23 protein-coding genes are annotated in these 22,232 nt (G+C 50.0%); 11 read left to right on the top strand and 12 right to left on the bottom strand.

All coding sequences use genetic code 11. The annotated features are described in order from the left end of the window. Positions 1-107: 107 nt before the first annotated feature. From ogt to uspE, 3 genes are all read left to right on the top strand, one after another. The gene (ogt, locus tag NXT09_RS03680) at positions 108-635 is read left to right on the top strand and encodes a methylated-DNA--[protein]-cysteine S-methyltransferase (protein WP_268578916.1); all 528 of its coding nucleotides are present in this window, start codon (positions 108-110) and stop codon (positions 633-635) included. Positions 636-924: 289 nt separating this feature from the next. Then, positions 925-1,671, top strand: a complete 747-nt coding sequence (fnr, locus tag NXT09_RS03685) for a fumarate/nitrate reduction transcriptional regulator Fnr (protein WP_010274971.1) — start codon at positions 925-927, stop codon at positions 1,669-1,671. Positions 1,672-1,861: 190 nt separating this feature from the next. After that, a complete protein-coding gene (gene uspE / locus NXT09_RS03690) occupies positions 1,862-2,812 on the top strand; it encodes a universal stress protein UspE (RefSeq protein WP_039275048.1) in 951 nt (316 codons plus the stop codon). A gap of 139 nt (positions 2,813-2,951) precedes the next feature. On the opposite strand, the gene pntB is transcribed toward uspE, so the two are convergent. Then, the gene (gene pntB, locus NXT09_RS03695; RefSeq protein ID WP_010274967.1) at positions 2,952-4,340 is read right to left on the bottom strand and encodes a Re/Si-specific NAD(P)(+) transhydrogenase subunit beta; all 1,389 of its coding nucleotides are present in this window, start codon (positions 4,338-4,340) and stop codon (positions 2,952-2,954) included. A 10-nt stretch (positions 4,341-4,350) separates the two neighbouring features. Beyond that, positions 4,351-5,880 (bottom strand): Re/Si-specific NAD(P)(+) transhydrogenase subunit alpha, encoded by a 1,530-nt coding sequence (gene pntA / locus NXT09_RS03700; protein WP_010274963.1) that lies wholly within the window; start codon positions 5,878-5,880, stop codon positions 4,351-4,353. Between the two features lie 579 nt (positions 5,881-6,459). Here pntA and ydgH point away from each other — a divergent pair. Beyond that, positions 6,460-7,413, top strand: a complete 954-nt coding sequence (gene ydgH / locus NXT09_RS03705) for a DUF1471 family protein YdgH (RefSeq protein ID WP_268578917.1) — start codon at positions 6,460-6,462, stop codon at positions 7,411-7,413. A 177-nt stretch (positions 7,414-7,590) separates the two neighbouring features. Here ydgH and kdsA read toward each other — a convergent pair whose 3' ends face one another. The 6 genes from kdsA to hemA form a co-directional block, all read right to left on the bottom strand. After that, complete coding sequence (gene kdsA / locus NXT09_RS03710) at positions 7,591-8,445, bottom strand: 3-deoxy-8-phosphooctulonate synthase (protein ID WP_010274945.1); 855 nt, start codon at positions 8,443-8,445, stop codon at positions 7,591-7,593. A gap of 75 nt (positions 8,446-8,520) precedes the next feature. Further along, positions 8,521-9,330 carry an invasion regulator SirB1 gene (gene sirB1 / locus NXT09_RS03715; protein WP_010274939.1) on the bottom strand — a complete coding sequence of 270 codons (810 nt, stop codon included), beginning with the start codon at positions 9,328-9,330 and terminating at the stop codon, positions 8,521-8,523. 2 nt (positions 9,331-9,332) lie between these two features. After that, entirely contained in the window at positions 9,333-9,734 is a 402-nt protein-coding gene (locus tag NXT09_RS03720) for a SirB2 family protein (protein ID WP_010274936.1), read from the bottom strand. A gap of 5 nt (positions 9,735-9,739) precedes the next feature. Further along, entirely contained in the window at positions 9,740-10,585 is an 846-nt protein-coding gene (gene prmC / locus NXT09_RS03725) for a peptide chain release factor N(5)-glutamine methyltransferase (protein WP_268578918.1), read from the bottom strand. Further along, positions 10,585-11,667: a peptide chain release factor 1 gene (gene prfA / locus NXT09_RS03730; protein WP_205550371.1), complete on the bottom strand. Its 1,083-nt coding sequence runs from the start codon at positions 11,665-11,667 to the stop codon at positions 10,585-10,587. The genes prmC and prfA overlap by 1 nt, the downstream gene beginning before the upstream one ends. A 33-nt stretch (positions 11,668-11,700) precedes the next feature. Beyond that, positions 11,701-12,957 carry a glutamyl-tRNA reductase gene (gene hemA / locus NXT09_RS03735; RefSeq protein WP_268578919.1) on the bottom strand — a complete coding sequence of 419 codons (1,257 nt, stop codon included), beginning with the start codon at positions 12,955-12,957 and terminating at the stop codon, positions 11,701-11,703. Positions 12,958-13,189: 232 nt separating this feature from the next. On the opposite strand from hemA, the gene lolB reads away from it, so the two are divergent. From lolB to prs, 3 genes are all read left to right on the top strand, one after another. Then, a complete protein-coding gene (lolB, locus tag NXT09_RS03740) occupies positions 13,190-13,813 on the top strand; it encodes a lipoprotein insertase outer membrane protein LolB (protein WP_240585386.1) in 624 nt (207 codons plus the stop codon). A 3-nt stretch (positions 13,814-13,816) separates the two neighbouring features. Further along, positions 13,817-14,689: a 4-(cytidine 5'-diphospho)-2-C-methyl-D-erythritol kinase gene (gene ispE, locus NXT09_RS03745; protein WP_268578920.1), complete on the top strand. Its 873-nt coding sequence runs from the start codon at positions 13,817-13,819 to the stop codon at positions 14,687-14,689. Positions 14,690-14,826: 137 nt separating this feature from the next. Continuing rightward, a complete protein-coding gene (gene prs / locus NXT09_RS03750; protein WP_010274915.1) occupies positions 14,827-15,774 on the top strand; it encodes a ribose-phosphate diphosphokinase in 948 nt (315 codons plus the stop codon). Positions 15,775-15,969: 195 nt separating this feature from the next. Here prs and ychH read toward each other — a convergent pair whose 3' ends face one another. Next, positions 15,970-16,239 (bottom strand): stress-induced protein YchH, encoded by a 270-nt coding sequence (gene ychH, locus NXT09_RS03755; RefSeq protein WP_205550365.1) that lies wholly within the window; start codon positions 16,237-16,239, stop codon positions 15,970-15,972. Between the two features lie 440 nt (positions 16,240-16,679). On the opposite strand from ychH, the gene pth reads away from it, so the two are divergent. Both pth and ychF read left to right on the top strand, forming a co-directional pair. Next, positions 16,680-17,267, top strand: a complete 588-nt coding sequence (pth, locus tag NXT09_RS03760) for an aminoacyl-tRNA hydrolase (RefSeq protein ID WP_010274897.1) — start codon at positions 16,680-16,682, stop codon at positions 17,265-17,267. A 129-nt stretch (positions 17,268-17,396) separates the two neighbouring features. Further along, positions 17,397-18,488 carry a redox-regulated ATPase YchF gene (gene ychF / locus NXT09_RS03765; RefSeq protein WP_039480662.1) on the top strand — a complete coding sequence of 364 codons (1,092 nt, stop codon included), beginning with the start codon at positions 17,397-17,399 and terminating at the stop codon, positions 18,486-18,488. A 250-nt stretch (positions 18,489-18,738) separates the two neighbouring features. Here ychF and NXT09_RS03770 read toward each other — a convergent pair whose 3' ends face one another. The 3 genes from NXT09_RS03770 to ycgZ all read right to left on the bottom strand — a co-directional run bounded on the left by NXT09_RS03770 (position 18,739) and on the right by ycgZ (position 19,781). Continuing rightward, entirely contained in the window at positions 18,739-19,017 is a 279-nt protein-coding gene (locus NXT09_RS03770; protein WP_205550359.1) for a biofilm development regulator YmgB/AriR family protein, read from the bottom strand. A gap of 40 nt (positions 19,018-19,057) precedes the next feature. Continuing rightward, the gene (locus NXT09_RS03775; protein ID WP_205550357.1) at positions 19,058-19,369 is read right to left on the bottom strand and encodes a hypothetical protein; all 312 of its coding nucleotides are present in this window, start codon (positions 19,367-19,369) and stop codon (positions 19,058-19,060) included. 172 nt (positions 19,370-19,541) lie between these two features. Beyond that, on the bottom strand, positions 19,542-19,781 hold the full coding sequence (gene ycgZ / locus NXT09_RS03780) for a regulatory protein YcgZ (RefSeq protein ID WP_240585388.1): 240 nt from the start codon (positions 19,779-19,781) through the stop codon (positions 19,542-19,544). Between the two features lie 352 nt (positions 19,782-20,133). Here ycgZ and NXT09_RS03785 point away from each other — a divergent pair, with 352 nt between their 5' ends. Further along, entirely contained in the window at positions 20,134-21,354 is a 1,221-nt protein-coding gene (locus tag NXT09_RS03785; protein ID WP_268578921.1) for a diguanylate phosphodiesterase, read from the top strand. A gap of 124 nt (positions 21,355-21,478) precedes the next feature. Further along, entirely contained in the window at positions 21,479-22,210 is a 732-nt protein-coding gene (locus tag NXT09_RS03790) for a MerR family transcriptional regulator (protein ID WP_268578922.1), read from the top strand. The last annotated feature ends 22 nt before the right edge of the window (positions 22,211-22,232 follow it).

The raw sequence follows: 22,232 nt of genomic DNA on the forward strand, positions 1-22,232 counted from the left end.
CGCGTGACATATCTCGCATTTTATTTTCAATCCGTCGGAGGATGCCGGATAATCGGCACGTCACTCACGAGAGAAGCAAGAAAGCGATAAGCGCGTAAGGAATCACTATGCAGATTTTTTTTCAGGACACGATGGCAACTCCGCTTGGGGAGTTATTGATTATTGCGGATGAAAATAATCATTTGCGTGCCGTCGAGTGGCGCGAGTATGAAGACGATTTATTTCGCCTGCTCAATCGCAGTTATCGAAATGATCCCTTTTCGTTACAGCCGCGTCATAATCCCGGTGGCCTGACAGAGAGCCTGCAACGCTATTTTGATGGCGAATTAGCGATTATTGATACGCTGCCCGTAGCTTCCGTAGGAACCGAATTTCAACAGCAGGTCTGGCAGGAATTACGTAAAATCCCCTGTGGAGAAATTACCACGTACGGCGAGCTTGCGACGTTACTGGGACGCACCGGCGCAGCACGTGCGGTCGGCATGGCAAACGGCTCCAACCCTGTCAGCATCGTGGTTCCGTGCCATCGCGTCATCGGTACGGGTGGTGCGCTGACAGGCTATGCGGGCGGCATTCACCGTAAACAGTGGCTGCTCGCTCACGAAGGTTATTTACCTCGACAACTATTTACCTAGACTGAATAATTTGCCGTTATAATTTACGCTTCGCGACACGCGAACATGCCCGCCGAATTGCTTATCACCGTAAGCAATTCGGATTAATCAATGTGTTAACCGTACTGTAACGTAATAGACAAAAATATGACCTCTGCACGGATCTTATATATCGGAATATTTCCCAGAAAAATCGAAAAATTATAGTTAGTTCACTATTTATTGGTCTATTCCGGTGATTACCGGTCTTATCAGAGCCGATAAAAGCTGTTAAAATTGACCAATATCAATTATTGCCTGAGCAAAGCCTATGATCCCGGAAAAGCGAATTATCCGACGCATCCAGTCTGGCGGTTGTGCAATCCACTGTCAGGATTGCAGTATCAGTCAGCTATGCATCCCTTTCACCCTGAATGAACACGAGCTCGATCAGCTCGACAATATCATCGAAAGGAAGAAGCCTATCCAGAAGGGGCAAGCGCTGTTTAAGGCTGGCGATGAGCTGAGATCGCTGTACGCGATCCGCTCCGGTACGATAAAAAGCTATACCATCACGGAGCAAGGCGACGAGCAAATCACCGGTTTTCATCTGGCGGGCGATTTGGTGGGCTTTGATGCTATTGGTACGGCTCAACACCCGAGTTTTGCTCAGGCGCTGGAAACGTCAATGGTCTGCGAAATTCCTTTCGAGACGCTGGACGATCTCTCAGGGAAAATGCCTAACCTGCGTCAGCAGATGATGCGCCTGATGAGCGGCGAAATCCGTGGCGATCAGGACATGATTCTGCTGCTGTCGAAGAAGAATGCTGAAGAGCGTCTGGCGGCGTTTGTCTACAACCTCTCCCGCCGTTTTGCCCAGCGTGGTTTCTCGCCTCGCGAATTCCGTCTGACCATGACGCGCGGTGATATCGGCAACTATCTGGGGCTGACCGTTGAAACCATCAGCCGTCTGCTGGGTCGTTTCCAGAAAAGCGGAACGCTGGCGGTAAAAGGAAAATACATCACGATCGAGAATCTTGATGCGCTTTCCGAATTAGCCGGTTCCTCGCGCAAATAATCTTTCCAGCCTAACTATTTGACGTTGCCGCTTTTTTTACTGTGGCAACGTCAATTTTATTCCCTCTTTTCCGCTCCATCCGTGATATTTCCTATTTTGTTATTCTGCGGCTTATCTCTGTTGTCCAAAACGATTCCATTGCGGTACTCTTGAATGACAGGCTGTGGAGTAACAGCTGTTTGGAGGAGCTATGGCAAAGTATCAGAACTTACTGGTAGCTATTGACCCAAATCAGGATGACCAACCAGCGCTGCGTCGGGCGGTTTACCTGGTTCAGCGACTTGGCGGCCGTATCAAGGCATTTCTGCCGATTTATGATTTCTCTTATGAAATGACCACCCTGCTTTCTCCCGATGAACGGGTGGAAATGCGTCAGGGCGTTATTCAGCAGCGGACCGAGTGGATTGCGGAACAGTGCAAATACTACCTTGAAGCGGGCGTTTCGATAGAAATCAAAGTGGTGTGGCACAACAAGCCCTTTGAAGCCATTATTCGGGAAGTGATTTCCGGTCAGCATGACTTGTTGTTGAAGATGGCGCATCAGCACGATCGGCTGGAAGCCGTTATCTTTACACCAACCGACTGGCAGCTACTGCGCAAGTGCCCTTGCCCCGTGTGGATGGTAAAAGATCAGCCCTGGCCAGTCGAAGGTCGTGCGCTGGTTGCCGTCAATCTGGCTAGCGAAGATCCGTATCACGATCCGCTCAATATCAAATTGGTATCGGAAACGCTGGAGCTGGCGCAGCATGTTGACCAGACTGAGGTTCATCTGGTCGGTGCCTACCCTGTTACCCCTATCAATATCGCCATTGAACTGCCTGATTTCGATCCCAGCGTCTACAACGATGCCATTCGAGGGCAGCACCTTATCGCCATGAAGTCGCTACGGCAGAAATTTGGCCTGGATGAACGCGTAACGCACGTGGAAAAAGGGTTGCCGGAAGAAGTGATTCCCGATCTGGCTGAGCATTTGCAGGCGGGCGTCGTGGTGTTGGGATCGCTGGGTAGAACCGGCCTTTCCGCTGCCTTTATCGGCAACACCGTCGAGCATGTTATCGATCACTTGAAGTGCGACTTACTTGCCATCAAACCCGATGATTTCGTGTCACCGATTACGCTCGAAGACGGTGATAATAGCTGATTACTCGTGTCATCACGTTCAGCACCAAATAATGCCAGCCTCAGTGCTGGCATTATTTTTGGCGATGCCACATATCACTATATTTGAGATGTAAAAAAGGGGCGATTTCGCCCCTTTCGTTTTCTACTTCCCGTCACACCTACAGCGCTTTCAGAATCGCCTCAACGCTGTCTTTGGCATCGCCAAACAGCATCTGCGTGTTCTCTTTAAAGAACAGCGGGTTCTGTACGCCAGCGTAACCGGTATTCATGGAACGCTTGAATACGATAACATTCTGCGCTTTCCACACTTCCAGCACTGGCATGCCAGCGATTGGGCTGTGTGGATCTTCTTGCGCCGCCGGGTTAACGGTGTCATTCGCGCCAATGACCAGTACGGTGTCGGTATCGGTGAAATCATCATTAATTTCATCCATTTCCAACACGATGTCGTAAGGGACTTTTGCTTCGGCCAACAGCACGTTCATATGACCAGGCAGACGCCCTGCAACCGGGTGAATACCAAAGCGAACGTTAATGCCACGTGCGCGCAATTTTGCGGTGATGTCATGCACAGGATACTGCGCCTGCGCGACGGCCATACCGTATCCCGGCGTGATGATGACTGACGTTGAGTTCTTGAGTAAATCAGCCACGTCTTCTGCTGAAGCTTCACGGTATTCACCGACTTCTTCACTCTCACCAGAGGACACGCCATCCGTACCAAAACCACCGGCAATCACGCTGATAAAGGAACGGTTCATCGCTTTACACATGATATAAGACAGAATCGCACCAGAAGAACCCACCAGAGCACCGGTCACGATCAGCAGGTCATTGCTCAGCATGAAGCCCGCTGCCGCTGCTGCCCAACCGGAGTAGGAGTTCAGCATAGAAACGACGACCGGCATGTCCGCACCGCCAATCGATGCCACCAGATGCCAGCCAAATACCAGTGCAATCGCCGTCATCAGGATCAGCGCCAGTACCTGCAACGCTACGCTGCCCGTATTGACGAAAACCAGCAGCAGCAGGAAGGACACAACCAGCGCCGCCAGATTCATTTTATGGCGATGAGGCAGCATCAATGGCTTGGAGGAGATATTGCCACGTAGTTTGCCGAACGCGATCACTGAGCCCGTGAAGGTCACAGCACCGATGAAGATACCCAGGAAGACTTCCGTCAAATGGATATTGACCATCACCGGATCGGTGATTTCACCGTGATCGAGGAAGCTGTTAAAGCCAACCAGTACCGCGGCCAAGCCCACAAAGCTGTGAAGAATCGCGACCAGTTCTGGCATTTCGGTCATTTCAACCTTACGCGCCAGATAAATACCGATTGATCCACCGATCGCCATCGCGACGATGATCCAACCCACGTTGCCAGAATCCGGCCCCAGAATCGTCGCGATCAGCGCAAGCGCCATGCCGCTGATACCAAAGATGTTCCCTTGTTGCGACGTTTCGTGCTTGGACAACCCAGCCAAACTGAAAATAAAGAGAATTGCGGCAACAATGTATGCAGCAGTTACTAATCCACCAGACATGTGTTACCCCTTAGTTTTTACGGAACATTTTCAGCATGCGCTGAGTCACGGTGAAACCACCGAAAATATTGATGCTGGCGATCAATACGGCAATGAATGAGAAGAACGACACCCATCCGCCGTGGCCGATCTGCAACAATGCTCCGACAACGATAATGCCTGATATTGCGTTAGTGACTGACATCAATGGCGTGTGCAATGCGTGGCTGACATTCCAGACAACGTAATAGCCCACCACGCAGGACAGCGCAAAAACGGTAAAGTGAGACAAGAACTCTTTAGGCGCAACATCGGCCAGCCAGCCAAACAGCAGGATGGCGATCACGAGGAACGCATATTTCTTCCACGGCGACGTCGGCTTGGCTTCTTCCTTCACCACTGCAGCGGCAGGTTTTGCCTGCTGTGGCTGTGCTGAAACCTGAATGGGCGGTGCCGGCCAGGTGATCTCACCTTCTTTAATGACGGTCACGCCGCGAATCACGGTATCGTCAAAATCGACGTCGATCTCGCCGTCTTTCTCTTTGCAGAGTAATTTCAGCAGGTTAACCAGGTTCGTACCGTAAAGCTGTGAGGATTGCGTCGGCAGACGGCTAGGCAAATCGGTGTAACCGATAATTTTGACGCCGTTCTCCGTCACGGTGACGCGATCGGCTACGGTCAATTCGCAGTTTCCGCCCGTTTGTGCCGCTAAATCGACAATCACGCTGCCGGGCTTCATGCTCAGCACCATTTCTTTGGTGATCAGACGCGGTGCCGGTTTTCCAGGGATCAATGCGGTAGTGACGATAATGTCGACTTCTTTTGCCTGAGCGGCAAACAGTTCCATTTCGGCTTTAATAAAGGCTTCAGACATGACTTTGGCATAGCCGTCGCCGCTGCCTGCTTCTTCTTCAAAGTCGAGTTCGAGGAACTCAGCCCCCATGCTTTTAACCTGCTCTTTTACTTCAGGGCGAGTATCAAAAGCACGAACGATAGCACCTAAGCTACCTGCGGCACCGATCGCAGCCAAACCAGCCACGCCAGCCCCGATAATCATAACCTTAGCAGGCGGAACTTTACCTGCGGCGGTAATCTGTCCGGTAAAGAAGCGGCCAAACTCGTGAGCAGCTTCAACGATGGCACGATAGCCCGCGATGTTAGCCATCGAGCTGAGCGCATCCAGTGACTGCGCGCGCGAAATACGCGGCACGGAATCCATCGCCATCACCGTCACCTGACGGGCAGCCAGCTTCGCCAGCAGTTCTGGGTTCTGGGCTGGCCAGATAAAGCTGACAACCGTACTGCCCGCTCGGGTCAGTTCGATTTCATCATCCTGCGGCGCATTCACCTTCAGGACGATATCGGCTTGCCAGACTTCCGAACTGTCAACAATCGACGCACCGGCTTCTTCGTATGCCGCATCGTCAAAACTTGCCAGTTTTCCCGCTTCACGTTCTATCGAGACCGTAAAGCCCAGTTTCAGCAGCTGTTCAACCGTTTTCGGCGTCGCTGCTACACGGGCTTCATTGGCCAACCGCTCTCTTGGTACACCAATACGCATGCTGATACCCTTTTCGCTTATTTTAACGAAGGTTATTATTCTCACCCTATTCTGTTATACGAATTCGCCGAGGCCTACTGCACCCTATATCCCCGCATTCACGTGGTAGGAAGAGGGTCTTATCATCTTCTTACCACACGTTTTTTGAGGCGTCTCACTGTAGGCGAACTCATTTATAACGTACTGAAAATGTGATCGATGATCCATAAATAAAATGAATTTCACAGAAAAGCCGAGTTATCACAGGTTCTGTCAGCCTTTCTTGGTCGAAAATCATGCTCTTCTCTGCCTTTTGTAGCATTATTACAGAAGTATTTTTCTGGGCTGTTTCACAAAAACGATGTGTTACAAGGTTGTTAATGCGATAAATTGTATAAATATCCCTTATGATGTCAAAACAATCATTAACCGTTATTATTAGCACTTTTCTTGTTGCGAGCCGAAGCATCATGGCTTTTCAGCCCGCTGAAAATGCTAAAGCACAAGAATTTATTCCGTGCGATAATCAGCCCTATTCCGTTACAGGTTGATTGCTATACCTTAAATAATTCGAGTGGCAGGAAGGCGAAAGGATTTTTTATGAAGCTGAAGACTACTGTTATTGCATCTACATTGTTGTTATCACTCTCGGCATTTTCAGCGCAGGCTGCACAGGAACTTACGCCTGAGCAAGCAGAATCCCTGCAACCCTTTGAACGAATTACGTTTAAAGGACGTTTTAACGCGATCAATGAAGCGGTAGCCGCAGCCTCAAAACGCGCCGACAAGCTGGGCGCAGAGTCGTTTTATGTACAAGCGATGGATGACGCTAATTCGAGTGGCAACTGGAATGTCACGGTCGACCTGTATCGCAAAGATGCGCCAAAGGCGAATCAGGATGTCCAATTTCGCACCTTCTACGGTGTGAAAGAGCTGCCGAAAGATGTGGCGTACGGATTAGAACCTTATGACACCGTCACCGTTGGCGGATTCTTCCGCAGCCAACCGGACGTGAACGACGCCATTGCGAAAGCAGCAAAAGAGAAGAATGCCGATTCGTTCTACATCGTTCGTCAGGTTGATGTGAACTCGAATAGCGGCAACCAAAAAATTACTGCCTACATTTATAAAGCCGACGCACCGAAGCGCCAGACCCAGAGCACCGACGTCATCCCAGCGGATTCTGATGCAGGCCGTGCGGCGCTGGCTACCGGTGGTGCGGAAGCTGCCAAGGTGGAAATTCCTGGTGTTGCCAGCTCCGGCAGCCCTAGCCGTAACGTAGGTAATTTCTTCGAAACGCAGTCGTCAAAAGGTGGACGTTACACGGTAACGCTATCTGATGGCACACAAATCCAAGAACTGAACAATGCCACGGCAGCGCAGATGGTGCCTTTCGATTCGATTAAATTCCGCGGCAACTACACCAACATGACGCAGGTGTCTGAAGCCGTTGCTAAACGTGCGGGCGAGAAAGGTGCTAAGTACTACCACATCACCAGACAGTGGGAAGGTAAAGGCAACAACCTGACGATCAGCGCAGATCTCTATAAATAACAGCCATCGCGCTGTGTCGTAGAAAACGACGAACGTTATAAACACAAAAACCCGCAATATCGCGGGTTTTTTTATGGCGAACGTCCTGCCCGCTACTCTGCGGGCCGTCGCAAGCGACGTTGAAAAACGTTCCCTACGTTTTTTTATGTCAGTAATCAATCTACAGTGAGAAGAAGATTACTTGCTGGTGTCCAGTTCTGGGAAGCTTTTCACCAGATCGTCAATCGCTTTGATTTGTTGCAGGAACGGCTCCAGTTTATCCAGCGGCAGCGCAGACGGACCATCACACTTCGCATTCGCAGGATCCGGGTGAGCTTCAATAAATAGCCCTGCCAGACCGACGGCCATACCGGCACGCGCCAGTTCAGTCACCTGACCACGACGGCCACCGGACGCCGCACCAAACGGGTCGCGGCACTGTAGCGCATGCGTAACGTCAAAAATCACCGGCGCACCGTTGGAAGCATGCTTCATGACATTGAAGCCCAGCATATCGACAACCAGATTGTCGTAACCGAAGTTGCTGCCGCGATCGCACAAAATCACCTGATCATTGCCACCTTCGATAAACTTATCGACGATGTTCCCCATTTGACCCGGGCTGACGAACTGCGGCTTTTTCACGTTGATTACCGCACCGGTTTTCGCCATCGCTTCCACCAGATCGGTTTGGCGCGCCAAAAACGCAGGAAGTTGGATCACGTCAACCACATCGGCAACGGGCTGAGCCTGATGCGATTCATGCACGTCGGTGATGATTTTTACGCCAAAGGTCTGTTTCAGTTCCTGGAAGATTTTCATCCCTTCTTCCAGACCGGGACCACGGTAAGAGTGAATCGAGGAGCGGTTAGCCTTATCGAATGACGCCTTGAACACGTAAGGAATGCCCAACTTCTGCGTGACCGTGACGTAATGCTCACAAATGCGCATCGCCAGATCGCGTGATTCAAGAACATTCATGCCACCAAACAGCACAAAAGGCAGATCGTTGGCGACGGGGATATCCCCTATCTTGACCACTTTATTCGTCATACTTTTACCTTCATGTCGGGAAATAAATTAACGTAGCATTACTGCAAAACGGTTTCTTAATGTAAGACTGTTTTTTTAATGCAAGACAATCTGTTTCTGCTCTATCGAGTGAATCTGCACTTTTATCATTTCACTCACCGGGTCTTCCGGACACTGTTCAACAAAATAGTTGAGATCGGACAGCGCAATGTGGTCGCAATCCAGTTGAGCATAAATCAGGCCGCGGTCGCGGATTTCATAGGGGTCGTCCGGATCAAACTGCAGCACCGCTTCGCTGGCTCTCAAAGCCAGCTCCATCTGTTTTTCTTCCATCAGAGCGACTTTCAGCGTGTCGAGCATTTTACGCACGATCAGGACGTTCTCAGCTTCATCCAGATCTTCATCGAGCAGGCGGGTTGACGGGCCGATATTACCTTTCAGCCACACTTCCAGCACATGCTCGCTCAGCGTATCGCCATTTAGCGGATTGATCAGCCACATCTCTTCGTCGAGCCAGTCGGCGCGCAGAATCAACTGCGTCGGGAAAATCACCGGCATCAGCGGCAGCCCAAGCTCATTGGCGATATGCAAAAAGATGACGCCAAGCGATACGGGCATGCCCTGACGAGATTCAAGCACCTGATCCAGCCACAGCGCATCAGACAGACGATAAACACCGCCCGCACCGCCGAATCCCCAGGTGTGATAAAACAGCTCAATCAGCTTTTCAAGCTGAAGATCTTGCTCAAGGTCGTCAGGAATAGCGGCTCGAGCGTTCTCAACCAGCTGTTGCAGATTTTGCCGCACATCCTGAGCGGGAAAGTCGCGGCGAATCGCCTGTGAAACCAACACGACACCATCACTTAGCAGTGACTGGTTGAATTCAAAATCAGCAATAGCACTCATAATTATTCCATCAGCAACGGTGACTGTGTCAGTGCCAGCAGCACGACCACACCAAAGCATATTAATGCAGATACAAACGCCAACCAGCGAACGTTCTGGCTACGGGGGCGTTTCCCCAAGGCGATAGCGCCAAGAAGGATATAAATGATAACGCCAAACAGTTTTTCCGTCAGCCAGCTTTGCTCGGGAGTAAACGGATACGTATGGCTAAGCGTGATTAAACCAATACCGCTGATTAATAACAAGGTGTCGTTAATATGTGGCAGGATTTTCACCCAGCGCTGTTGCAGCATAGCGGATTGTCGGCACAGCCAAAAAAAACGAATCACAAACAGGGAAATACTAATGCCAACCGTTGCCAGATGCAGATATATCGTGGCTGGGTAAAGTGTTATCACGTCCATTGCTCCTAATAAATTGGGGCATCCGACCAGCGTCCTAACGACACGCGGTCATTGCCACCATAGTCCTGACAGGTTTCTATTTGTGTAAATCCTCGGGCCTGCAAGAGCTGACGCACCGCATCAGCCTGCTGCCAGCCGTGTTCCAGCAGCAGCCAGCCACCGGAATCTAAATAATGCGGAGCGGATTCAATAATGGTACGTAGATCCGCCAATCCTTTATCGGCGGCAATCAGCGCGCTGGCAGGCTCAAAACGGACATCGCCCTGCGACAGGTGCACATCATCCTCATCGATATACGGTGGGTTACTGGCGATAAGCGCAAATCGCGTGTGATCAAGCGGTGAATACCAGCTTCCGGATAAGAAATGGGCATTGTCGAGCCCCAATTGCTGGGCGTTTTTTGTCGCTAACGCAACGGCATCGGGTTGAACATCAACGCCAGTCACCCGGCAATCACGCCGTTCACTCGCCAGCGCCAGTGCAATCGCACCGGTTCCCGTGCCCAGATCCAGAATGGCACACGGCGTTTGAGGCAGGCGTAGTAAGGCTTGTTCGACCAGACATTCGGTATCGGGCCGAGGAATCAGCGTGGCGGGCGACACAGCCAGCGGCAGTGACCAGAACTCGCGCATGCCGATCAAATAGGCGATAGGTTCTCCCTGTTCACGGCGCGCCAGCAGTTCAGTTAACTGCTGCTGTTCAGCCGCGTTCAGCTCAGTTTCACCAAACGCCAGCAGGAACGTACGGGGCTTGCCGGTTACAAAGCCCAGCAAAATTTCCGCATCTCGCTTCGGGCTTTCTCCTGCCGCGAGCTGCGCCGCGGCAGAGATTAACCAATCCTGATACGTCATTATTCCTGCTCGGACAACGCAGCAAGCTGATCGGCCTGGTATTCCTGCACGACTGGCTGAATCAGCGTGTCCAGCTTCCCTTCCATAACTTCATCCAGCCGGTAAAGCGTCAGGTTAATGCGGTGATCGGTCACCCTTCCCTGTGGGAAGTTGTAGGTACGGATACGGTCGGAACGATCGCCGCTACCGAGCAGGTTACGACGCGTTGACGCTTCTTCCTGCTGACGTTTCTGCACTTCTGCGGCACGAATACGCGCGCCCAACACCGACAGCGCTTTGGCTTTGTTTTTGTGCTGTGAACGCTCGTCCTGACACTCCACGACAATACCGGTTGGTAAGTGGGTAATACGGATAGCGGAATCGGTGGTGTTAACGTGCTGACCGCCCGCGCCAGAAGAGCGGAAGGTATCGATACGTAAATCCGCCGGGTTGATGTCCGGCATCTCCGCTTCCGGCACTTCCGCCATCACCGCGACCGTACAAGCTGAGGTATGAATGCGCCCTTGCGATTCCGTCGCGGGAACGCGCTGAACGCGATGACCGCCGGATTCAAATTTGAGCTGGCCGTACACGCCGTCACCGGAGATTTTGGCGATAACTTCTTTATAGCCGCCATGTTCGCCATCGCTGGCGCTTACCACCTCAACGCGCCAGCGGCGTGATTCAGCATAACGACTGTACATACGGAACAGGTCGCCGGCAAAGATCGCGGCTTCGTCACCGCCCGTTCCGGCGCGCACTTCCAGAAAACAGCCGCGCTCATCGTCGGGATCTTTCGGCAACAACAGTACCTGAAGCTGTTGCTCCAGTGCGTCAATCGTCGCCTTCCCTTCTTTCAATTCTTCCTGCGCCATATCGCGCATTTCAGGATCGTCCAGCATCATTTCTGCGGTTTGCTGATCCTCTTGCGCCTGCTGCCATTGCTGGAAACAGCGGGTAATATCAGTGAGCTGCGCATATTCTCGCGACAGCGCGCGAAAGCGATCCATATCAGCGATGACGCTGGGCTCACCGAGTAACGCCTGGACTTCTTCATGGCGTTCTTGTAACGCTTCCAGTTTAGCAACAATAGAAGGCTTCATGCGGGCGGTTAAATCCTGTAATAGAGATGAATGCTAGTCCAGCCCAAGGCTGTCACGTAAAATTTGTAACCGGTGTTGGTCGCCGTCACGAGCGGCTTGCTGAAGGGATTTGGTCGGCGCGTGAATCAGACGGTTGGTCAAACGGTGTGTCAGTTCCTGAATCACCGCTTCAACGTCATTGCCTTGTTGGATGGCAGCCAGCGCCTTGGCCGTCATTTCCGCACGCAATTCATCGGCCTGAGCGCGATAATCGCGAATGGTCTCCACCGCGGACTGCGCACGCAGCCACGCCATGAAGTCGGAGCTTTCCTGCTGAACAATAGATTCAGCCTGCACCGCCGCTGCTTTGCGCTGAGCGAGGTTATGCTGAATGATCGCGTGCAGATCGTCCACACTGTAGAGATAAACGTTCGGCAATTTGCCGACTTCCGGCTCAATATCACGCGGAACCGCAATATCCACCATCAGCATTGGCTGATTCCGTCTCGCCTTCAGCGTCCGTTCCATCATCCCTTTTCCGATAATCGGCAGCGTACTTGCCGTTGAACTGATCACGATATCAGCCTGAACGAGCTGTTCGTCCAGCTCTGCCAGCGTGATGACTTCTGCGCCCACTTCCGTTGCCAGCGCCTGCGCGCGTTCACGGGTGCGGTTTGCGATCACCATTTTCTGCACTTTGTGCTCACGAAGATAGCGAGCGACCAGTTCAATGGTTTCTCCGGCACCGACCAGCAGCACCGTGACATCCGACAGTGATTCAAAAATCTGCCGCGCCAGCGTACAGGCGGCAAATGCCACCGACACCGCACTAGCACCGATATCCGTTTCCGTACGAACCCGTTTGGCAACGGTAAAGGATTTCTGGAACAGCCGCTCCAGTTCGCTGGACAAGGAATGACCACGCTGTGATTCGGCAAACGCCTTCTTCACCTGCCCCAAAATCTGCGGTTCGCCTAACACCAGAGAATCCAGACCGCTGGCAACACGCATCAAATGGCTAACGGCGGCATTATCCTGATGCCAGTACAGACTGCCGTTGACGTCTTCTGGGCGCAATTGATGATATTCACACAGCCAGCGAATCAGCTGCTCACGCTGGTTTTCCTGTTCGTCAACGCTAAGATAGAGTTCCGTACGATTGCAGGTAGACAGCACAACGCCGCCCTGCACCAGCGGTTGCTGTAGCAGACTGTCGAGGGCCACGCCGAGTTTATCTGGTGAGAACACAACACGTTCACGCAGAGAAACCGGTGCGGTTTTGTGATTAATACCAAGCGCAAGCAGGGTCATTAGGCTGTTTCTGAGTAATACCGGTCTTAGTATGGATTTCGTCTGAACCGCATTCTACTTGATGCGGGAGTGCAAGAAAAGCGACAGCACGCGATACACCTCGTCTGAGGTAGTCACTTTTTGACAAAAAACAATAAACGGCATTAACGAATAACAATCATTGACGCTGAGCGGTAAGCCCGTTAGCGTGACGTATTTCACGGACTTCGTTCATTTACAGGATACGACCAACATGCCAACCAAAACCGTCCGATGCCTGCGTTTACTGCCTTTAGCCAGCGTATTGCTTGCCGCCTGTAGCATTAATCAACCGACCCAAACGGGTAAAAGTACCACCTCGCCAGAGTGGCAGCAGCATCAGCAAAAGGTCCAGCAGCTCAGCCAATACCAGACGCGCGGCGCTTTTGCCTATATCTCCGATAGCAAAAGAGTATCAGCCAATTTCTTCTGGCAGGACACACCGCCACAGCGTTATCGACTGCTGCTGACCAACCCGCTCGGCAGCACCGAATTAGAACTGCGTGCCCAGCCTGACGGCGTGCAAATCACCGACAATCAGGGCAAGCGTTACGTGGGTAAAGATGCCGAATACATGATTCAGCAACTGACCGGTATGGCGATCCCACTGAACAATCTGCGCCAGTGGATTCTCGGCATCCCAGGTGACGCCACCGAATTCACGCTGGATGAACGCTATCTGCTGAAAACCATCACCTACCGTCAAGGCAACCAAAACTGGAATGTCAGCTATCAGAGCTACAACACCGAGTTGACGCCTCCGCTGCCAACCAGCCTGGAGCTGGTTCAGGGTGAACAGCGTATTAAGCTGAAGATGAATAACTGGATGGTTAAATAAGCGATGCAACCGACGGTTATCGAGACATGGCCTGCCCCCGCCAAACTGAACCTGTTTCTTTATATTACCGGTCAGAGAGAGGACGGGTATCACCTGCTGCAAACGCTATTCCAGTTTCTGGATTACGGTGACACCCTGACGATTCGGCCGCGTGATGACGACCAGATTAACCTGCTTACTCCTGTCGACGGTGTAGCGAACGAGCAAAACCTGATCGTCCGCGCCGCTCGCTTATTACAGCAGCACTGCGAACGCTACAATATTCGCCCTGCCCAGTTCGGCGCAGACATCAGCATTGAGAAATGCCTGCCGATGGGCGGCGGGTTGGGCGGCGGTTCATCCAATGCCGCGACCGTTTTGATTGCCCTCAACCATTTGTGGCAAAGCGGGCTGAGTGTGGATACGTTGGCCGAACTGGGGCTGCAATTGGGTGCCGATGTTCCCGTCTTTGTTCGTGGGCATTCTGCCTTTGCCGAAGGCATTGGCGAGCAGTTAACCCCCGCGAATCCGCCAGAAAAATGGTATCTGGTCGCTCACCCTGGCGTGAGTATTGCCACACCGTTGATTTTCAGCGATCCTGAGTTGACGCGGAATTCGCCAATTCGTGATTTAGAAACTTTATTAAACCAGACCTTCGTCAATGATTGTGAAGCTATCGCAAGAAAACGTTTTCGTGAGGTTGAACAGCTACTTTCATGGCTGCTAGAATATGCCCCGGCGCGCCTGACTGGAACGGGGGCTTGTGTGTTTGCAGAGTTTGACACCGAGTTCGCAGCCCGTCAGGTGCTTGACCAGGCCCCGGAATGGTTAAACGGTTTCGTCGCGAAAGGTGTTAATATCTCTCCGCTGCACCGTACGCTTTCTGGGCAACGTTAGGTTTTGCCACACACCGGCTGCCATGCGGCCAGTCTGTAGCAAACTTAATTCATACACCCGTATGCATGTTGTACCTGTTGTTCTTCCTTGCTTGGCAGGTGCAATATTTCTCTGGACGCAAGCCTGAGGTTCTTCTCGTGCCTGATATGAAGCTTTTTGCTGGTAACGCCATCCCGGAACTAGCACAACGTATTGCCAACCGTTTGTACACTAGCCTTGGCGACGCCGCTGTCGGTCGTTTTAGCGATGGCGAAGTCAGCGTGCAAATCAATGAAAATGTACGCGGTGGTGATATTTTCATCATCCAGTCCACCTGTGCACCCACCAATGACAACCTGATGGAACTGGTTGTGATGGTCGATGCTCTGCGTCGCGCTTCCGCGGGACGTATTACCGCCGTTATCCCCTACTTCGGCTATGCCCGTCAGGATCGTCGCGTGCGTTCCGCACGTGTGCCAATCACCGCGAAAGTCGTTGCTGACTTCCTGTCCAGCGTGGGTGTTGACCGTGTTCTGACTGTGGATCTGCACGCTGAGCAGATTCAGGGTTTCTTCGATGTGCCAGTAGATAACGTATTCGGTAGCCCGATCCTGCTGGAAGACATGTTGCAACAGAATCTGGAAAACCCGATCGTGGTTTCTCCAGATATCGGTGGCGTTGTGCGTGCCCGCGCAATCGCTAAACTGCTGAATGATACCGACATGGCGATCATCGACAAGCGCCGTCCACGTGCCAATGTTTCTCAGGTGATGCACATCATCGGTGACGTCGCTGGCCGTGACTGTGTGCTGGTTGACGATATGATCGACACCGGCGGCACGCTGTGCAAAGCGGCGGAAGCGCTGAAGGAACGTGGGGCTAAACGTGTATTCGCTTATGCCACACACCCGATCTTCTCAGGCAATGCTTACGAGAACATCAAGAACTCTGTAATTGATGAAGTGATTGTCTGTGATACCATTCCGCTGGCGGAAAACATTCGTTCACTGCCGAATGTTCGTACGCTGACGCTGTCCGGTATGTTGGCCGAAGCGATTCGTCGTATCAGCAACGAAGAATCCATTTCTGCAATGTTTGAACATTAATCGCCGCTGATCGGATAATCGATCAAAAACGATAATGAGGGAGCCACCTGTAACAAGGTGGCTTTCTTATTTTTATCGCCACCAATTGCCTATCACTATAAAAAAACAAAAAACCGCCATAGCGAGGCTACAGCGGCTCTATTGTTCATTTTCATTAATGCTTATAGCGTATTAATACTTATGGGCAATTAACGGTTATTGATGGCGCTGGCGGCGACAACGCTTATCAAAGTGCTTAACCCACCAGTAACGATCCGCGACTTCTTCACGCCCGCTAATACGCGCCCCCGCCAACCAAAATATTGCGCCAGAAAAAATACTGACCAGATCAATGTAAGTCATATATTCAGGAACATTCAGTTTCGGGAACTGGCTGGCAATAGAAAAACCGATACCGCCAATCATCATGATCATCCCGATACCCATCAATATATTACCTAGTACTGTCACGTTCTTGCGTTTCATCTGCCACCTCCAGATTAATTCTGTGGATGAATCGGAGTGCCATTACTGTTTACTGTCGTATTATTGATGTAATTATAGACAATAATGTACTTAGATGATTGCGGGAGGGATCACAGATAAGGGGAATGATTAATATTTTTTTACGTTTAAACAAATAAATAGACAAAAATCCGAATAATCACACCACTAAACAAATAACAATGTTTTTACATTCCAACACCGATATACCCTAAATAATTCGAGTTGCAAGAAGGCGGCAACGCAGTGAATCCCCAGGAGCTTACAGAGCAGTAAGTGACTGGGGTGAGCGAGTATTGCCAACGCACGTGCAGCTTGAAGTATGACGGGTATATTTGGCTATCCCTCATGCGGTGTGTAAACTAACGCTTTCGTTATCACACTACCCTGCGTCAGTTTAAGCACGTAATCTGGAATATACCGTGAGCAGCATTAAATTAATTGTCGGCCTGGCGAATCCCGGCGCTGAATACGCCGCCACCCGCCATAATGCGGGCGCCTGGTTTGTCGATCGTCTGGCGGACGCTTACCGTCAGCCGCTGAAAGAAGAAAGCAAATTTTTTGGTTACACCTCCCGCCTGAATCTGGCTGGGCAAGATGTACGTCTGCTGGTTCCCACCACGTTCATGAACCTGAGCGGCAAGGCCGTCGCGGCAATGGCCACCTTCTACCGCATTCAGCCTGATGAAATTCTGGTTGCGCACGATGAACTGGATTTATTACCGGGAATTGCCAAACTTAAGCTGGGCGGCGGACACGGCGGCCATAATGGTCTGAAAGACATCATCAGTAAATTGGGTAACAACCCGAACTTCCATCGTTTACGCATCGGTATCGGCCATCCGGGCGATAAAAGCAAAGTGACCGGTTTTGTGCTGGGCAAACCGCCGACGAGCGAGCAGACGCTGATCGACGATGCCATTGACGAAGCCGTACGCTGCACAGAAATCCTGATGAAAGAAGACATGATCAAAGCGATGAACCGCTTGCATGCCTTCAAAGCGGCATAATCTGGTCAGAATGCGGATGGCAGATCGAGATAAATCGCCATTCCGTGTATAATCGGCCGAAATATTTCCATTCTGACAGGCAAGAGATAGTAATTGCCTGATTAATAAGTTATTTAAGGTGATATAAACATGGGATTCAAATGCGGTATCGTTGGGCTGCCTAACGTCGGTAAATCCACTCTGTTCAATGCGTTGACCAAAGCCGGCATCGAAGCGGCCAACTTCCCGTTTTGTACCATCGAGCCGAACACTGGCGTAGTGCCAATGCCCGATCCACGTCTGGACAAGCTGGCTGAGATCGTTAAGCCACAGCGTATCCTCCCTACCACCATGGAATTTGTTGATATCGCGGGTCTGGTAAAAGGCGCGTCCAAAGGTGAAGGTTTGGGTAACCAGTTCCTGACCAACATTCGTGAAACGGAAGCCATCGGCCACGTTGTACGCTGCTTCGAAAACGACAACATCATCCACGTAAACAACAAAGTTGATCCAGCTGATGATATCGAAGTCATCAACACTGAATTAGCCCTGTCTGACCTCGACACCTGTGAACGCGCCATTCATCGCGTGCAGAAGAGAGCCAAAGGCGGCGATAAAGATGCTAAAGCTGAGCTGGCCGCGCTGGAGAAATGTTTACCGCAGTTGGAAAACGCGGGCATGCTGCGCTCGCTGGATTTAAGCGATGAAGATAAAGCAGCTATCCGCTACCTGAGCTTCCTGACGCTGAAACCAACGATGTACATCGCTAACGTCAATGAAGACGGTTTCGAAAACAATCCATACCTCGATAAAGTGCGCGAAATCGCCGCCGCTGAAGGTTCTGTCGTTGTGGCCGTCTGCGCCGCTGTTGAATCGGATATTGCCGAGCTGGACGATGCTGACCGTGAAGAATTCATGGCTGAGCTAGGGTTAGAAGAGCCGGGCCTGAACCGCGTAATCCGTGCGGGCTATGAACTGCTGGATCTGCAAACTTACTTCACCGCTGGCGTGAAAGAAGTTCGTGCATGGACCATCCCTGTCGGTGCAACCGCCCCGCAGGCCGCCGGTAAGATTCACACCGACTTCGAAAAAGGCTTCATCCGCGCCCAGACTATCGCCTTTGAAGATTTCATCACCTACAAAGGTGAACAAGGCGCGAAAGAAGCCGGAAAAATGCGTTCAGAAGGCAAGGAATACATCGTTAAAGATGGCGATGTGATGAACTTCCTGTTCAACGTCTAAATAAAATTTTTTGTCTCATGGGATCTCGATGTATCTCGTGAAGACTGAAAAACCTAATAAAATCCACGCTGTTGCGTGGATTTTCTTTTCATGGTGTTTCAGGTGAGATGGAAGCGCAGTCAAAAATACGCATAGGGATGTGTACAAGTGGATCAGCAACTACGACTTTACTCTGCGCATCGTCGCCACTCTCAATATCTATCTATCTGGCTGTAGCTGGCAGCATAGTGTCTATTGATGCTGCGGATGTTCAAATATCGTCCGTTGTATGGTCGACGATAATTTCCAACGTCTTACGAATAACATCTCCCTCAACCACATCATTCGTAGATTCAAGTAATTCCATCAGTCGCAGAATAATCGTTTTATTGCTCAGTGTCTCGCCGTTAGCGAGGATACTACGGATAACCGCACCAAGCATCGCGGACTCATCTGCCAGCATATCGCCCGCATTACGAAAATATTCAGACAATACCGTATCAGGAAGATCTGCATAATTTTCTGGCTTTTTAAGTGTAGTCTGACTCATGTATTCACACCGTTATTCATTTATTTGTCATTAGATACTGTCAGTGTTTTTTATCGGAACTACCTTGTTGACGGCCACCAAACAATGGATAGACATTATCTATTTCATCTTCATCCCATTCACCGACCTCGTTCGTTGGGCTGAGATACATAGACGTGCCATTATTGTGAGTAATTTCAGCAATAATTCGTACTATTGTCTCTCGTCGCCCTTCGTTCGGTTCATGAGACTCCATTGCTTGCAGCTTCACGATAAGTGCTTGAAGGCTGATGGGACAATGTTCCCTGAGGAGAGACAGTACAGCCTCTCCGATTAACTCATCTATCAGTTGATTAATTTTACTACTTTTCATAACTGCGTCTCTGGTGCCGCAATATTCGGAACGTAAAGCGGCATTAGTCAGGTGCTCTGATGGAGGTGTCAGGCAGAAAGGTTAGCCCCCCTTGCGAAACTTTCACCACCCCTTGCCAGAATTGACTTTAATAACATGAGCTTAAGGTATTTATTACGGTCAGCGAACGCGTTTAACGGTCAAAAAGCAGACCGATTAACGTATAATAGTGTCTTTCCTCTTCTTCATCGCAAGCCTGTTCAACTCGACGAAACAGTTTATTGCAAATGGCTTTACGGCTCAGGCTTTTCCCTTCACTTAAAATTTCAACCACAATGTGTCCTAATGTTTCCTGCTGACTAGGTAGCGTGGCTTTATTGAAATACCGGGTAATGGCATTAGCAGTATCTGGAATGTAACCATTCTGATGCATATGTCACTCCTCTAATCTTTAGTAATCAATGAAATTATCATTAAACTTATACAAAAAAAGAAGATCCGTACATTAAAATTGTACAAATAAATCAATAAAAATGGCGATTGCATATAAAAATCTTTAAATTCAATTAATTACAAAAAACAAACAGTTGGAAAAACCTGAAAATTTGTACGTGCTCTCTAAAGGGACTAGAAGGACTAAGATAGAATGTCAATTCGTCAGAAAAGCGTTGTGATGTCAAGGTATTACACATCGCATCTCTTTGGCCAAGCTGCATTCCTCACAAGACGTGTAGATAAGCATCTGTTACTGTATTGGTTCATTTATTTTTTGCCTCGGGACTATCATGCTCACGACCATCATTTACCGTAGCCATATCTGTGACAACATCCCGATTAACACACTAGAAGACATGGTCGCTGCTGCAAATGAAAAAAATAGCCGCGTTGATGTAACGGGCATTTTGCTTTTCAATGGCACCCATTTCTTCCAATTACTTGAAGGTCCTGAAGAAAGTGTTATCCCTATCTACCGCCACATCTGCAAAGACAATCGCCACTATAACGTGGTAGAGCTTTTGTATGACTACGCGCCATCACGGCGATTTGGTAAGACTGGGATGGAGCTCTTTGATTTAAGAAAATATGACAGGAATGAAGTGCTTCAGAATGTACTGGACAAAGGCACGTCCAAATATCAGTTAACCTATGATGACCGTGCTCTTCAATTCTTCAGAACGTTTGTTGAAGACAGGGAAAAAGAGAACTACTTTGAAATCCCCCCTGCTGACTCATGGGATTTCATTCTTGATGAGAATACCGCTCAGCCAAAAACTATTTTCACCGATAAATCATCAGACTGTAGTTTCGCTTTTCAGCCAATCATCGACCCGCTTTCCCGACAGATTGTGTCGCTGGAAGCACTAATCCGTACACCATCCGGCGACCAAGCCCGCTCTTATTTCGAGGGGCTGACAGAGGATGAAATCTACGAGGCTGATCTCAGAAGTAAAAAAATAGCATTTGCTATGGCCTCTGAGCTACAGCTTGGGGAACAGAGTCTATCGGTTAATCTTAGACCGATGACATTGGTTAAGATCCCCCAGGCAGTTAACTTTCTCTTGCAGGAAATTCAGACAAACGGGCTTGTACCGGAACAAATCATTATAGAATTTACCGAAAGTGAGGTTATCTCGCGCTTTGACGAATTTACTGACGCCGTCAGGCTTTTGAAAGCGGCAGGCATTCGTGTAGCCATTGACCACTTTGGTGCGGGTTTTGCTGGGCTGTTATTACTTGCCCAGTTTCAACCTGACAGGATCAAAATCAACCGAGATCTGATCAAAGACGTACATAAAAGTGGCTCTCGGCAGGCCATCATTCAAGCCATTATCAAATGTTGCACCTCGCTTGAAATCTCGGTTTCCGCCGTAGGCATAGAGAAACCTGAAGAGTGGATGTGGCTGGAGTCTGCCGGAATCTCTCTTTTTCAAGGATATTTGTTCGCCAAACCAGAGATTGGCACAATCCCAGCGATTGCCTGGCCAGAAAAAAAGTCAGTTTTTTAGAATAAGCACGATATTGAGATAATCGTCAGGTTCCCATACTTGTACAGTAAAAAAAATTTGTACAACTTGTCATGATTAGTTAGTTTTAGCAGTGAGCAGATCGGCTTTTAGCATGAGGGAGTCAATGACTTTTTATAGTATTGGTGATGTAGCCGAACGATGTGGAATTAATCCCGTAACACTGCGAGCCTGGCAACGGCGCTATGGATTGCTGAAACCGCAGCGCAGCGAAGGCGGGCATCGCCAGTTTGATGAAAGTGATATTCAGAGAATCGAAGAAATTAAGCGTTGGGTAGAAAGTGGCGTTCCTGTTGGTAAGGTTAAAGCACTGCTAGAAAAAAAGAGCGTTTCCATCAATGATGGCTGGTCAGCACTTCAGGAAGAAATGATGACCATATTGCGCCATGTTCGCCCCGCCAAACTGCGAGCCATGATCGTGGCAATAAGTCGAGAGCATTCTGCCGACTCACTCATCGATCATATTTTTATCCCAGTGCGTCAACGCCTTAGCCTTGATCAAAATACGTCACAGATTATGTCTAGCCTGCTAGATGGCATTCTTATTGAGTATGCTGTCCTATGCCTTGCTGAGACGCGTAAAAAACAAGGGAAAGAGGCTTTACTTATTGCATGGGATAACAATGACCGCACGCGTTTGTGGCTAGAAGCGTGGCGTCTTTCACAACAGGGCTGGAGCATTGAAGTATTAGCGGAACCACTTAGCTCCCTTCGCCCAGAACTCTTTCCTGGCCAACACATTTTAGTGTGGACAGGCAAAGCGTTGTCTCGTAGCCAGAGTGAACAACTCTCTCACTGGCAGCAACAAGGGTTTTCCATCGATTTTCACAAAGCTTAATCGCGATAGTTTATCGATATTA

Source organism: Pectobacterium jejuense (genome assembly GCF_026800125.1).
Classification (GTDB): domain Bacteria; phylum Pseudomonadota; class Gammaproteobacteria; order Enterobacterales; family Enterobacteriaceae; genus Pectobacterium; species Pectobacterium jejuense.

Coding starts and splice junctions, on each gene's coding strand:
- NXT09_RS03790 (WP_268578922.1), top strand. CDS start 21,479: ATGACTTTTTATAGTATTGGTGATGTAGCCGAACGATGTGGAATTAAT.
- fnr (WP_010274971.1), top strand. CDS start 925: ATGATCCCGGAAAAGCGAATTATCCGACGCATCCAGTCTGGCGGTTGT.
- ychH (WP_205550365.1), bottom strand. CDS start 16,239: ATGAAACGCAAGAACGTGACAGTACTAGGTAATATATTGATGGGTATC.
- ychF (WP_039480662.1), top strand. CDS start 17,397: ATGGGATTCAAATGCGGTATCGTTGGGCTGCCTAACGTCGGTAAATCC.
- NXT09_RS03770 (WP_205550359.1), bottom strand. CDS start 19,017: ATGAGTCAGACTACACTTAAAAAGCCAGAAAATTATGCAGATCTTCCT.
- pntB (WP_010274967.1), bottom strand. CDS start 4,340: ATGTCTGGTGGATTAGTAACTGCTGCATACATTGTTGCCGCAATTCTC.
- NXT09_RS03775 (WP_205550357.1), bottom strand. CDS start 19,369: ATGAAAAGTAGTAAAATTAATCAACTGATAGATGAGTTAATCGGAGAG.
- prmC (WP_268578918.1), bottom strand. CDS start 10,585: ATGACGTATCAGGATTGGTTAATCTCTGCCGCGGCGCAGCTCGCGGCA.
- prfA (WP_205550371.1), bottom strand. CDS start 11,667: ATGAAGCCTTCTATTGTTGCTAAACTGGAAGCGTTACAAGAACGCCAT.
- ydgH (WP_268578917.1), top strand. CDS start 6,460: ATGAAGCTGAAGACTACTGTTATTGCATCTACATTGTTGTTATCACTC.
- hemA (WP_268578919.1), bottom strand. CDS start 12,957: ATGACCCTGCTTGCGCTTGGTATTAATCACAAAACCGCACCGGTTTCT.
- NXT09_RS03720 (WP_010274936.1), bottom strand. CDS start 9,734: ATGGACGTGATAACACTTTACCCAGCCACGATATATCTGCATCTGGCA.
- ispE (WP_268578920.1), top strand. CDS start 13,817: ATGCAACCGACGGTTATCGAGACATGGCCTGCCCCCGCCAAACTGAAC.
- lolB (WP_240585386.1), top strand. CDS start 13,190: ATGCCAACCAAAACCGTCCGATGCCTGCGTTTACTGCCTTTAGCCAGC.
- ogt (WP_268578916.1), top strand. CDS start 108: ATGCAGATTTTTTTTCAGGACACGATGGCAACTCCGCTTGGGGAGTTA.
- ycgZ (WP_240585388.1), bottom strand. CDS start 19,781: ATGCATCAGAATGGTTACATTCCAGATACTGCTAATGCCATTACCCGG.
- uspE (WP_039275048.1), top strand. CDS start 1,862: ATGGCAAAGTATCAGAACTTACTGGTAGCTATTGACCCAAATCAGGAT.
- sirB1 (WP_010274939.1), bottom strand. CDS start 9,330: ATGAGTGCTATTGCTGATTTTGAATTCAACCAGTCACTGCTAAGTGAT.
- NXT09_RS03785 (WP_268578921.1), top strand. CDS start 20,134: ATGCTCACGACCATCATTTACCGTAGCCATATCTGTGACAACATCCCG.
- pntA (WP_010274963.1), bottom strand. CDS start 5,880: ATGCGTATTGGTGTACCAAGAGAGCGGTTGGCCAATGAAGCCCGTGTA.
- kdsA (WP_010274945.1), bottom strand. CDS start 8,445: ATGACGAATAAAGTGGTCAAGATAGGGGATATCCCCGTCGCCAACGAT.